The sequence below is a fragment of the Flectobacillus sp. genome, from assembly GCF_049240685.1.
Taxonomy (GTDB): Bacteria; Bacteroidota; Bacteroidia; order Cytophagales; family Spirosomataceae; genus Flectobacillus.
This window is the reverse complement of the sequence record NZ_JBMLSD010000265.1, coordinates 1-12,921: the sequence shown is the minus strand read 5'-3', so window position 1 is coordinate 12,921 and position 12,921 is coordinate 1. Positions and strand designations below refer to the sequence as shown.

General features: G+C 36.9%; 12 protein-coding genes. 8 read left to right on the top strand and 4 right to left on the bottom strand.

The window, feature by feature from the left end; genetic code table 11:
* Nucleotides 1-153: 153 nt before the first annotated feature.
* The 3 genes from ACOVQ4_RS12320 to ACOVQ4_RS12310 all read left to right on the top strand — a co-directional run bounded on the left by ACOVQ4_RS12320 (nt 154) and on the right by ACOVQ4_RS12310 (nt 2,433).
* The gene (locus ACOVQ4_RS12320) at nt 154-1,134 is read left to right on the top strand and encodes a lysylphosphatidylglycerol synthase transmembrane domain-containing protein (protein ID WP_421820943.1); all 981 of its coding nucleotides are present in this window, start codon (nt 154-156) and stop codon (nt 1,132-1,134) included.
* Between the two features lie 32 nt (nt 1,135-1,166).
* The gene (gene rfaE2 / locus ACOVQ4_RS12315) at nt 1,167-1,643 is read left to right on the top strand and encodes a D-glycero-beta-D-manno-heptose 1-phosphate adenylyltransferase (RefSeq protein ID WP_421820942.1); all 477 of its coding nucleotides are present in this window, start codon (nt 1,167-1,169) and stop codon (nt 1,641-1,643) included.
* 97 nt (nt 1,644-1,740) lie between these two features.
* Complete coding sequence (locus tag ACOVQ4_RS12310) at nt 1,741-2,433, top strand: zinc metallopeptidase (protein ID WP_421820941.1); 693 nt, start codon at nt 1,741-1,743, stop codon at nt 2,431-2,433.
* Between the two features lie 522 nt (nt 2,434-2,955).
* On the opposite strand, the gene ACOVQ4_RS12305 is transcribed toward ACOVQ4_RS12310, so the two are convergent.
* A complete protein-coding gene (locus ACOVQ4_RS12305) occupies nt 2,956-4,608 on the bottom strand; it encodes an amino acid permease (protein ID WP_421820940.1) in 1,653 nt (550 codons plus the stop codon).
* Between the two features lie 389 nt (nt 4,609-4,997).
* On the opposite strand from ACOVQ4_RS12305, the gene ACOVQ4_RS12300 reads away from it, so the two are divergent.
* Nucleotides 4,998-6,011, top strand: a complete 1,014-nt coding sequence (locus ACOVQ4_RS12300) for a glycosyltransferase family 2 protein (RefSeq protein WP_421820939.1) — start codon at nt 4,998-5,000, stop codon at nt 6,009-6,011.
* Here the strand turns inward: ACOVQ4_RS12300 and ACOVQ4_RS12295 are convergent.
* A complete protein-coding gene (locus ACOVQ4_RS12295) occupies nt 6,006-6,227 on the bottom strand; it encodes a PspC domain-containing protein (RefSeq protein WP_421820938.1) in 222 nt (73 codons plus the stop codon). The two genes, ACOVQ4_RS12300 and ACOVQ4_RS12295, sit on opposite strands and share 6 nt — an antisense overlap.
* Before the next feature lie 534 nt (nt 6,228-6,761).
* Between ACOVQ4_RS12295 and ACOVQ4_RS12290 the strand changes: the two genes are divergently transcribed.
* From ACOVQ4_RS12290 to ACOVQ4_RS12280, 3 genes are all read left to right on the top strand, one after another.
* Complete coding sequence (locus tag ACOVQ4_RS12290; RefSeq protein ID WP_421820937.1) at nt 6,762-6,959, top strand: cold-shock protein; 198 nt, start codon at nt 6,762-6,764, stop codon at nt 6,957-6,959.
* A gap of 195 nt (nt 6,960-7,154) precedes the next feature.
* The gene (locus ACOVQ4_RS12285; protein ID WP_421820936.1) at nt 7,155-7,352 is read left to right on the top strand and encodes a cold-shock protein; all 198 of its coding nucleotides are present in this window, start codon (nt 7,155-7,157) and stop codon (nt 7,350-7,352) included.
* Nucleotides 7,353-7,540: 188 nt separating this feature from the next.
* On the top strand, nt 7,541-7,738 hold the full coding sequence (locus ACOVQ4_RS12280; RefSeq protein WP_421820935.1) for a cold-shock protein: 198 nt from the start codon (nt 7,541-7,543) through the stop codon (nt 7,736-7,738).
* 297 nt (nt 7,739-8,035) lie between these two features.
* On the opposite strand, the gene lysS is transcribed toward ACOVQ4_RS12280, so the two are convergent.
* Nucleotides 8,036-9,748, bottom strand: coding sequence for a lysine--tRNA ligase (lysS, locus tag ACOVQ4_RS12275; RefSeq protein WP_421820934.1), 1,713 nt, complete (start codon nt 9,746-9,748; stop codon nt 8,036-8,038).
* A gap of 226 nt (nt 9,749-9,974) precedes the next feature.
* Between lysS and ACOVQ4_RS12270 the strand changes: the two genes are divergently transcribed.
* Complete coding sequence (locus ACOVQ4_RS12270) at nt 9,975-11,690, top strand: DUF885 domain-containing protein (RefSeq protein WP_421820933.1); 1,716 nt, start codon at nt 9,975-9,977, stop codon at nt 11,688-11,690.
* A 119-nt stretch (nt 11,691-11,809) separates the two neighbouring features.
* On the opposite strand, the gene ACOVQ4_RS12265 is transcribed toward ACOVQ4_RS12270, so the two are convergent.
* Nucleotides 11,810-12,760, bottom strand: coding sequence for a pectinesterase family protein (locus ACOVQ4_RS12265; RefSeq protein ID WP_421820932.1), 951 nt, complete (start codon nt 12,758-12,760; stop codon nt 11,810-11,812).
* Nucleotides 12,761-12,921: the final 161 nt, after the last annotated feature.

Genomic DNA, 12,921 nt, shown 5'->3' with positions numbered 1-12,921 from the left:
GTGGGCTTTGGACATTCGGCAAAACATAGCTAACGTTACTAAAAACAAACACTCTTTGCCTATTGCCTATTGCCTATCGCCTAAAGCAAAAAACTTAAATCTAATTTTGCACGATAACTAAGTAACTTCTTTTTACTTATCAACATTTATTTTATGAAAAATATCCTTAAATATACAATCTCCTTAGCACTTGCAGGATGCTTGATGTGGTTTGTGTTCAAAGACATCAATATGACAGAAATGTTTCATCAATTTGCTAATGCAAATTATTGGTGGATTATTTTCTCAGGTTTTTTAGGGCTTGTGGCACATATCGCACGTGCGAGTAGATGGAAACTTTTGATGGAGCCACTGGGCTATAAACCATCTACTTTTCGTACTACTTTGGCGGTATTGATGGGATATTTTGCTAATTATATTATTCCACGAATGGGAGAAGTTACCCGTTGTGGTACTTTACAAAAGACCGATGGTATTCCAATGGAAAAATCTTTTGGCACAGTAGTAACCGAGAGAATTTTTGACTTGGTCATGTTATTGATTATCTTGATTCTCAACCTTTCATTAGAGTTTACCAAACTGAAAGATTTCTTTATGGAGCAATTTGCTTCAAAAGTAACCTTGATTGTGGCTTTTTTAATTGTTGTTATTTTGGGTGGTATAGCTGGAATTTGGTTATTCAAAAAGTATCAAGCCAAACTTGCCGAACATCCTGTGCTTGGAAAAGTAGTCAATTTAGTGAATGGCTTGTTGGATGGGCTCTTGAGTATTGGCAAAATGCAACAACCAGGGCTGTTTATCTTTTATTCAGTCCTTATTTGGGTTATGTATTATTTCTCGGCTTATGTACTATTTTTTGCCATTCCCGAAACCTCCCATCTTGGATTACTAGCAGGCTTAACCGTACTCACAATGGGAAGCTTTGGGATGGCGGCTCCTACACAAGGCGGCATCGGACCATTTCACTTTTTGGTTGGCAATGCCCTTGTGTTGTATGGCCTACAGCAAAAAGATGGTATTATCCTTGCCACCTTTATTCATGGTTCTCAAATGATTGCCCTACTTATTTTGGGAGCACTTAGCTTTTTGATTACATTATTCCTAAAATCCCATACAAGCCCACAGGAAAGCTAATCGTTGGAGAATAAAACAACCCATATCTATTTATGACACAAGATAAAATTTGTACGCTGGCAAACGCTATTGAAAGAGTTGAACAATGGCAATCTGAAGGTAAAAAAATCGTTTTTACAAATGGATGCTTTGATATTGTCCACTTAGGACATATTGATTATCTGGAGAAGGCACGAAACTTGGGTGACAAATTAGTGCTAGGTCTTAATACAGATGCGTCGGTGAATAAACTCAAAGGACCTACCCGCCCAGTCGTAAACGAATACGCGCGCTCTCGCATGATGGCAGCTTTTGAATTTGTAGATACTGTCATTTTGTTCGACGAACCGACACCTTTACAGGTTATAGAACAGGTAAAACCTGACATTTTGGTCAAAGGTGACGATTATACCGTCGAAACTATCGTTGGCGCAGATTTTGTTTTAGCTAAAGGAGGAGAGGTAAAAACTATTTCGCTGGTAGAAGGATACTCAACGACCTCTTTAATACAGAAAATCAAACAGCTTTAAAAAGGGATATTTCAAAAAACCATAATCCCAAAGTTGTGAGCCAATAGCTCAAAGGCTATTACATCACTATTTTAAAAACCATTTAACAAACAAAACTATGACAGGAATTTGGTTGATTTCTCTCCTATTTGGGGGAATTGGAATGTTGGTTAGTTGGCAGCTCAAAAGTAAGTTTAATGAATACTCACAAATTGGCCTTGCTAACGGACTTTCAGGACGTGAAGTAGCAGAGAAAATGCTACAAGATAACGGCATCTATGATGTCAGAGTTTTGTCAGTAGAAGGACAACTTACCGACCATTATAATCCGATGGACAAAACCGTGAATTTAAGTCCAGATGTATATTATGGAAGAAGCGCAGCGGCAGCCGCGGTAGCAGCCCATGAGTGTGGTCATGCTGTTCAGCATGCTACGGCTTACTCGATGTTACAATTTCGTAGCTCTTTGGTACCAGTATTAAACATTGCCAATAATTTTACGCCAATGTTGTTGATGATTGGCGTAATGATTATGTATTCTACTGGTAGTAAACTATTATTAACAATTGGTGTGGCACTTTTTGCTGTAGCAACAATCTTTAGTTTTATTACATTACCTGTAGAATTTGACGCAAGTAATCGTGCTATCAAATGGATGCAACAAAGAAATATAGTAACACCAAGAGAACACGAAATGGCTAAGGATGCACTCAAATGGGCAGCCTTGACTTACGTTGTGGCAGCAGTAGGTATGTTGGCACAACTACTTTACTACTTAAATATGCTTTCGGGACGTAGAAGTAATGATTAGATAAAAATTTAGTGAATCTTGATTGAGTGATTTAGTAATTATTTAAAATACATTTTCACTAGTAGAGATGCAATGATTGCGTCTTAAGCCAAGTAAAATCCTCCAAGTTTTCATCAAAAAAGGCGGTCGAAAAACAATTTTCGACCGCCTTTTTTGATATTGAAGCTGTTTAAACTTTCATAAAATTGCTTGCGTAAGCAATGAATTTATACTGTTTGAGCGAAGCGAGTTTATAAATTCTTGATTTTTTTGCGGCCGCCGCTGCGGTTACTTTTTGTATCAAGGCGGGAACGCCTAGTTAAAAAGTAAGACGAAGAATTAATCAATAAAATCTGCTTTTTGAAAAGTTTAAACAGCTTCATTAATATGTTAGATAACTAATCAGTAAATTTAAAAGATAATCACTCCATTCGAAATAAATCATATTTGGGTGATCAATAGTATATCTGAGGTGCAATTTGATGATAGCCTCTTGACTATGAGCACATTCTAATAACTGATACACTATTAACAGCTTGTTATTTATTTGGAAAGCTTACTATGACGATAGCCGTAGCCAAAATAAATTACAAGGCCAATAATCAACCAAATTATGAAGATAGCCCAGTTAGTTACTCCTAACTCGGTCATCAGGTACAAGTTTGTGAGAATACCCAATACTGGTAATAATGAAAAGTTGAGTTTAAATGCCATTACTCCTAAAGCCAGCCAAACAATCCAGAACACCACCAAAAGAGGTTTTTCGGATAAATGCTCAACAAATGTGCCCTGTGAAATTGCATACACAAAAGCAATCACAAACAAAGTAATTACAACATATTTACCATTGATATAAGGAACTTTAAACTTGGCATCCTTCGACAAGCCTTGATAATCCAAATATAAAATACCCCCACAAACCAAAATAAAAGCAAAGAAGGTACCCACACTCGTCAAATCCACAAAAAAGCCCATATCCATAAACAAGGATGGAATCGCTACGACCAAACCCGTCATGATGGTTGCAAAACCTGGTGTTTTGAATTTTGGATGAATTTCTGAGAATTTTTTCCATAACAATCCATCACGGCTCATCGACATCCAGATACGAGGTTGTCCCATTTGGTATACCAACAAAGCACTAGTAATGGCCACAACAGCCGATACCGAAATCACACCCGCTACAAAATCAAAGCCAATTTTTTGGAATACATACGCCAATGGGTCATCTACTTTTAATTCGGTGTAATTTACCATACCTGTCAAAACCAAGGTAATTGCGACATAGAGCACGGTACAAATTATCAAGCAATAAATCATGGCACGAGGCAAATCTCTTTGTGGATTACGACATTCTTCGGCAGTTGTTGAGATAGAGTCGAAACCAATAAAAGCAAAAAATACAGAAGCTACACCTCCCAAAACTCCCTGAACACCATTAGGAGCAAATGGTGACCAATTATCTGGTTTTACATAAAATGCACCAAGAATAATTACCAAGAAAATCACCAATAACTTCAACACCACCAAGGCATTGCTCGCAGTACGTGATTCTTTGATACCAATATATACCAACCCCGTTACTAAAATCGTAATTACACCTGCTGGCAAATCAATCAATAATTTTACATTCCCGAAAAGCGTTGGCGCATGTTCATAAGCAGCCGCTGCCACTTTCATGATATCCGTTGTTTGCTCACCACGCTGAATAGCCTCAAAAGCTTTGCTGGCGGTGCCATAGTCAATAGTCAGATAATCAGGAAAATGAATACCAAATCCCGTGAGCATTCCTACAAAATACTCCGACCAAGAAATAGCAACCACCATATTAGACACGGCATATTCCAAAATCAATGCCCAACCGATAATCCAAGCAAATATTTCTCCGAAAGATACATAAGCATAGGTGTAAGCACTCCCCGACACAGGCACCATTGACGCAAATTGTGCATAACAAAGCGCTGTAAATACACAGGCAATCGAAACAAACACAAATAGTAGAGATACCGCTGGTCCACCTTCAAAACTTGCTCTACCGATAGTACTAAAAATTCCTGCACCAATAATTGCTGCTATCCCAAAGGATGTTAAGTCTCTTACGCCAAGTACTTTTACTAAGCCCGACGAATGACCGTCTTCACTTTGGCTCAGTACACTCTGAATGTTTTTTTTACGAAAAATAGTGTTTTTAGACATTTAGTTTGAAGTTTTAGTGTTTGGGTAGCCACAGCTAGCATCAAAAAAGAAAAGGTTATCCGAAAGGAATGTACTAGCTCGCATTCCTATCTTCCTAAAAATAGGAAATTCAACACGAATTATTGATACAAATTCCCACAATTCTATCCAATACAATCAAAACAGAAATTGTTATCAACCTTTAAGCTTGCAAATATAAGTATTTCAATCGTCATTCGACGATAGGTGTTTCAAGCTTCTCTCACAAAAGGTTTAACAAAATCATTTAGACTTTTACAAGATAAGTTTTTGTTTCAGGAAAATCTTATTGCAACTTTGTATGATTATTTATTATCAGGGCTACAAGCTGGGCTATTGAAGAAGCTTATTCTAATTGATTCACCACTAAAATGACAAAAGTTGCAATCGTTATTTTAAATTACAATGGAGAAAAGTTTTTAAAACAATTTTTACCATTTGTAATTTCACATTCGCCGTCCACAGAAATTATTGTAGCCGATAATGCTTCAAAAGACCAATCTGTAAGCATTTTGAAAAATGATTTTCCAGAAGTAAGACTAATCGAGTTATATGAGAATCATGGCTATGCACAAGGATATAACGAGGCATTAGCACAAGTTGAGGCAGATTACTATATCCTCCTGAATTCAGATGTGGAAGTAACCGACAATTGGATTGAGCCTATTATTAAGCTAATGGACTCAGATTCGACGATTGCCGCATGCCAACCCAAACTATTGGATTATAATAGAAAAGAAAAATTTGAATATGCAGGTGCTGCTGGTGGATTTATTGACTTTTTGGGATATCCGTTTTGTAGAGGGCGTATTTTTAATGAACTCGAAACAGACACAGGACAGTACAACGATACCAGAGAGGTATTCTGGGCAACAGGAGCGTGTATGTTTGTGCGGGCATCGATATTCCATGAAGTAGGTGGTTTTGATGGCGATTTTTTTGCCCACATGGAAGAAATAGACTTATGTTGGAGAATGCATCTGGCGGGCTACAAAGTTTATTATTCTGCCGAATCCACCGTATACCACGTAGGAGGAGGAACACTACATAAATCCAATCCTCGAAAAACGTATCTTAACTTCCGTAATGGTCTTGCTTTGCTTTACAAAAACCATCCTCCACAACATTTGTGGCTAAACATCTTGATACGCTTGGTATTGGATGGCGTGGCAGGAGTAAAATTCCTGTTTGATGGCGGTGTTCTCGATTGTATCGCTGTTGTAAAAGCACATTTCAATTTTTATGCAAATTTTAGGTCATGGCACAAAAAAAGAAATGCACTTATACGAAAAAATGGATACAAGTTTATCTATCCAAATTCAATTGTAAAAGCACATTTTTTAGATAAAACCAAGAAGTTCAGCAGTTTAAGAAAAACCTTATAATTCCCAAACCGTTGGATTATTCCTTTGGCGTAAGTATTTGCGAATATTCATCCAAAATGCCAATATCAAATAAATAATGATTGGCGAACCCATCGTAAGAAAGGTGGTATAAATAAAATACAGGCGAATGCTCCCAGTGGCAATACCAAATTTTTCGCCTATTCGTGTGCACACGCCAAACACGTGTTGTTCAACAAAGTACTTGAATTTTAGCATGGTCTTTAGTCGGGATTATTGAATCAATTGTTGGTTATGATTTTCATAGTTGATGATTGTCTGTCTAATCCTAAACAAATATACGAAAAACTCAGAAGCTTCGCATCTATTTTGCACAAAACTTATATTTACAAACAATTTGTAAATGAGACAGTTATACTATAGATATACCTTTAAGTATAATTAAATTCGTAGAGAAAAGACGATTTTTAGATTTGTGGGTTTTACTATACAAGCAAAAAATATAACTTTTCTAATGCATTTAACAGGTATTTTTACTCATTTTCAAAAAAAAAGAATCCTAAAAGTTGGATTGTATAAAATTATACCTACATTTGAGAAATAATAGTTCTTAATTATACGATCTCCGAAGTACAAAGTTGCCAGTTTTCAAGAGTTTACAATTCCTTCTAGTGTTGTCCCTCTATGATTATCAAGAACTTAAAAACTTATTGTTAGTTTTTTTCGAGCTATTAATGTAAGTCTTTTGTGACTTGCTGGAGTTTTTTATTATCAATTTTTATTTTTTTAATCATGCAAACAGGTACAGTAAAATTCTTTAACGAAAGTAAAGGATTTGGTTTTATCGTAGATGATGAAACTGCACAAGAAATTTTTGTTCACGTAACTGGATTAGGTGGTACACAAATCCGTCAAGATGACAAAGTTTCATTTGAGACTATTGAAGGAAAGAAAGGCTTAAATGCCGTTAATGTGAAGAAAATTAGATAGTTTGCGTCTCTTGTCGTTGGTCATTTGTCGTTAGTTTTCAGACAAAACAACTTCAGAAAATCAAGGCATACATATTCAAGCTATATATAGTCTTAAGGAATCCCAGACTTATCAGCTGGGATTTTTCATGTGAGGGCTTTATTTTATATAAAGATTAACATTAGCACTTTTTATTTTTTTATTTAATTTTTTTTTATGCATACAGGTACAGTAAAATTCTTTAACGAATCTAAAGGATTTGGTTATATCATAGTTGATGAAACTGAACAAGAAATTTTTGTACACGTAAATGCATTAGGTGGTATACACATCCGTCAAGATGACAAAGTTTCATTTGAGATTATTGAAGGAAGGAAAGCCTTAAATGCAGTTAATGTGAAGAAAATTAGATAGTTTGCCTCTCTTGTCGTTGGTCATTTGTCGTTAGTTTTCAGACAAAATCAAGGCATACATATTCAAGCTATATTTAGTCTTGAGGAATCCCAGACTTATTAGTTTGGATTTTTCATGTGAGGGCTTTATTTTATATAAAGATTAACATTAGCACTTTTTATTTTTTTATATTTTTATTTAATTTTTTTATGCAAACTGGTAAAGTAAAATTTTTCAACGAATCTAAAGGTTTTGGTTTTATCGTAGATGATGAAACAAACCAAGAAATCTTCGTACACGTAACTGGCTTAGGCGGTGCAGTAATTCGTGAAAACGACTCTGTATCTTACGATGTTACTGAAGGTAAAAAAGGATTGAACGCGGTGAATGTGAGAAAATTATCATAAGAAGTACTGAGTTTAATAGTGGTAAGGATTAAGGTTCATCTTTAATCCTTACACCTTGGAAAAGAGTTTTATTTAATGAAAAGACCGCTCGTCTCTTTTATTAAATAAAACTCTTTTTTTGTATCTGTATGAGAAGCGTCTATGAAAAAGGCTGGAATTGTCAAAGTGATTTTAACTGAGCATTCGGCCGTGCTAAAATAACGCATAAAAAAGGCGTTCGAAAACTTATTTCGAACGCCTTTTTTGCTACTATAATTTTGACAGAAATTTCAAAGCCCTATTTCTGTATTATCTCAACTATTCAAACCACTTCAAGACCTCGTCTTTGGTTGGGATAGCTATATCCAACTTCATTTTTTTACGCATACCACCCAAATCGTTAAATACTTTATTTGGATTTGCTTCTTTCAATCCCGCCACAGTCATAAAGCCCATTTTCTGTAAAACTGGAATCCAATCGGTCGGAACGCCAATCGCCTCGTATTCTTCATTTGTAGAAATTTCGGCTTTCTTCTCTGGACGCATTTGAGGGAAAAATAAGACCTCCTGAATGGTCGTTTGATTGGTCATCAACATCGTCAAACGGTCGATACCAATTCCGATACCTGCTGTAGGAGGCATACCATATTCCAAAGCGCGTAAAAAGTCTTCATCCATTGCCATGGCTTCTTCGTCACCACGTTCGGCCAAGCGCAATTGTTCTTCAAAACGCTCACGCTGATCGATTGGGTCATTGAGCTCTGAATACGCATTGGCAACTTCTTTACCATTGACAAATAACTCAAAACGCTCTACCAAGCCTGGTTTGCTACGGTGCTTTTTCGTCAAAGGAGACATTTCGACTGGATAATCGATGATAAATGTAGGTTGAATCAAGTTAGCTTCTACTTTTTCTCCAAACACTTCATCAATCAATTTACCTGTACCCATGGTTGCATCTACCTCGATTCCCCACTCTTTACAGTGTTGACGCAAAGTAGCTTCGTCCATGCCTTCCACATTTACACCTGTGTATTTCTCAATAGCACCCGCAATGGTCAAACGCTCGAAAGGACCCGCAAATTCGATGAGGTTCTCTCCTACTTGAACTTTAGAATCTCCGTTGGTAGCAATGGCTACTTTTTCGAAAATTTCTTCCGTAATATTCATCATCCAGTTGTAATCTTTGTAAGCTACATAAAACTCCAAAGAAGTAAATTCTGGATTGTGGGTACGGTCCATACCTTCGTTACGGAACATTTTTCCAAACTCATAAACACCATCAAAACCGCCAACAATAAGTCGTTTGAGGTACAACTCATTAGCAATACGCATATACAAAGGCATATCTAATGTGTTGTGGTGAGTTTTGAAAGGACGAGCCGACGCACCACCATGAATAGGTTGTAAGATTGGAGTTTCCACTTCCAACCATCCTTTCGAATCAAACAACGAACGCATGGTTGTTACAATACGAGAGCGCTTCAAAAAGATATCCTTAATATCTGGATTTACAATCAAATCGACATAACGCTGACGGTAACGAATTTCTGGGTCAGTTAACCCATCATAAACGTTACCCTCATCATCACGCTTTACAATTGGAAGTGGACGAAGCGACTTGTTCAGAATTTTAAACTCTGTGACATGAATCGAAATCTCGCCAGTTTGAGTGGTAAACACATACCCATTTACCCCAATTATATCACCTATGTCTAAGAGTTTCTTAAATACCGTGTTATAAAGAGTTTTATCCTCTGTAGGGCACAAATCGTCACGTCTAAAATACAACTGAACACGACCAGTGCTATCTTGCAATTCGGCAAAAGAAGCACTACCCATAATTCTGAAGCTCATCAGACGACCAGCGATTGAAACCTGTTTATAATCTAGTTTATTATTCTCGTAATTCTTGTGAATATCAGCGGCCGTTACGTTCACTTCAAACATCTCGGCAGGATATGGGTCGATTCCCAATCTCATCAACTCTTCGCGTTTCTGGCGACGGAGGATTTCTTGTTCTGATAGCATTGTACTTGATTGATAATTTTGCCCAAGATTAGTTTCGGGGCAATAGTTGCATGAATAATAATCTACTACGATTTTGTAAAGACTGCAAAATTAGTCAGAATTACTGGGTCTTCAAACCAATAACAGCCTAATAAGGGACTTCTTTGACGAATTTTCGTTTTTTTTTCTAAATCATGCGTCAAAAATCTGTATTTTGCACAACTTGTCATTAAACTCATCGGGTGTTATGAAACATTTTAGCAAGCTTGCGCATCTTGCTCTTGTGATTTTATTGCTTACTAGTTGCGAACTATTTGAGTCAGAAGATCAAAAATTTGAGAAAGTATCTAGTGCATTCATAGAGGATTACTTGAGATGGCACCCTACGGTGGCTGTTGCTCAAGGATACCATCAATTTGATGGGATATTACCCGATTTTAGCAGAGAAGGCATCGATAAAGAAGCGACTCATTTGAATGAATATCTTTCAAAATTTGAAAGCTTAGATACGCTCAAGCTCAATCAAAACAATTTGATTGATTATTATCTTTTGTTGAATCAAGTAAAAAGCTCTCTTCACAAATACAATACACTTCGCATTGCCGAGCGTCCTCTTACTTACTTGAATGTTGTGGATTTTACGCCTTACGTAAAAAGAAACTATGCAAGTTTGGATCAACGAGCCAAAGCGCTGATTCGTTTTGAAAAAGCATTGCCTTCTTTTTTGGAAACTGCCAAAAAAAATATGACCTCCATCAATAATAAAGAGGAGGTTCAACTCTCGATAGATGCGTTTAGAAGTACAGCAGATTATGTTGAAAACGACATTCCAAAGGCCTTTGAGAAAGTCTATCAAAAAAGCATTAAAGACTCACTAGCCTACACCACTCAAATTGCTACTAAGGCTTTGCGAAATTATGCAGATTATTTACAGCGATATGTTCTTCCTCGTGCGCGTGGTCATTATGCTATTGGCCGAAAGAACTATATCAAAATGCTTCAATACAATGAGTTAATTGACACCACCCCTGAAGATATCTTAAAAATTGGCCTACGAAAACTGAAGGAGGAACAAGCGGAGTTTGCAGCAGCAGCCAAAGTGATAGACTCTACAAAATCACCTAGGGCTGTTTTCAGGATGATACAACAAGAACATCCTAAAGCAGATTCCTTGGTTTCCTTTACCAAAAGTAAATGTGAAGAAATTAGGCAGTTTTTGATTGACCATTCTATTATTACTATTCCATCAGAGGTACGAGCAAAGGTTGTAAAAACTCCTGCATTTATGGTAGGTGCAACGGCCGCAATGGACACACCCGGCCCCTTTGAAAAAGCGGGTGCCTCAGAGGCTTATTATTATGTAACCCCTCCTTCAGACAAATGGACTCCTGCTCAAAAAGAGGAATGGTTGACTTTATTTAACAAATACTCAACCGAAGTGATATCTATCCATGAGGCATATCCGGGGCATTATGTGCAATTTTTACACTTAAATGCGTCCTCAACAAGTCGCGCCAGAAAGTTGTTTGGGAGTTATGCCTTTGTGGAAGGATGGGCGCATTATGCCGAACAGATGATGCTAGAAGAAGGCTATGGAAAATCTGATGACCCCAAAGTGATGGCCAAATACAAAATGGCACAACTCTCCGAATCGTTGCTACGCCTGTGCCGCTTGGTTGTTTCTATCAAAGAGCATACGGCTGGATGGTCGGTGAAAGAAGGTACAAATTTCTTTATGGCCAATTGTTATTACGAAGAAAAACCTGCTTACGAAGAAGCATTAAGAGGAACCTTTGACCCAGGTTATTTATCTTATTCTTTGGGGAAACTTCAATTACTTGCTTTGAGAGAAGATGTCAAAAAACGTCAAGGAAAATACTTTTCACTTCGCAAGTTTCATGACCAAGCTACTGATAATGGGATGCTTCCTATACAACTTTTAAGAAAAGTCATGTTGCACTAGTTACACTAAACTTAAGTGCATTAGGCAGTATGCATTAGGCAAAAGGTTGTGCTTGCCTAATACATACTGCTAATGTCCAACGCCGTAGACTCAGGTATGGGCTTTCGGGGGTACTCTATCTATTCATCTACCTTCCAATCTCCTAGAATGCTTTCTTTAGTATATCTTTTTGCCTCCTCCTCCGTGAGTTGATGCGACCATTTGACTCTCTTTGAGGTATCTGCACCTACACCAGTATTTTTGTATTCGGCATAATAGGATGTTGTTTCATTGCTAACTTTATCCCAGTTATTCCAGCCTTCTGGTTTTACTTGTTTATCGAGCACCGACTCCATGATTACTACTTTTGCATACGGTCGCCAAGGTCTACCCAAATAAAAAGTATGGGCATTGGCACTACCTGTGAATGTGCAATTTTTGAAAACATAACCAAATTCTTTATTTTGAGGAGTAGAGGCGGCCGTATAATAGCCCTCATTTTTGGCGTAAATAATACATTTTTCAAACAAAGCCGTAGACGAACCAAAGATAAAATCGACTGTTCCCTCAATATAGCAGTTATAATAGTATTGTCTACTTTCGTAGCCGTAGGTATACAAGGTATCTTGAAAACCTAAGAATTTACAATTTCTAAACTGTACTTTATCACCTTTTACCCAAACGGCTACTGCTTGCCCTACAGGTCCAGCGGTATTTTGAAAAGTAATATTTTGTGCCGAAAACTCATTTCCGAAAACATAAAATCCTGACGAACCAGTAGTTCCTTTTTCTTCACCAAAAATATTTTTCTTTTGGGCATAATCATCGTACTGGATTATCGTTGCATTCAAGTCCTCACCAATAATCTTGACCATTGCCTTAGATTCAGCCAAGACTAATTTTTCTTGATAAATCCCCTTTTTGATAAAAATAGTCGTAGGTTTTTTCCGAAAATCAGGCACAGCATTGAATGCTTCTTGAACAGTTCGAAATTGTCCTGAACCATCTTGTGCCACCACAAAATCATACTTTTGTGCATTGGAAATAAAGGTTATTACTAGTAATATGCCTATTAAAATCTTTGTTTTCATGTTTATATCCTCTAAACAAAAAGAAGTTATTTGTTAATGGTAAGACGTTATTAGTTAATAGTCTGATCACTGGACAAATCGAGAAAGCGTTTCTTAGGTGTTGGGTCTTTTTCAATGATGATTTTAAAAACAGTTTAAAACTGTTAAAAAAATGAGTCCAA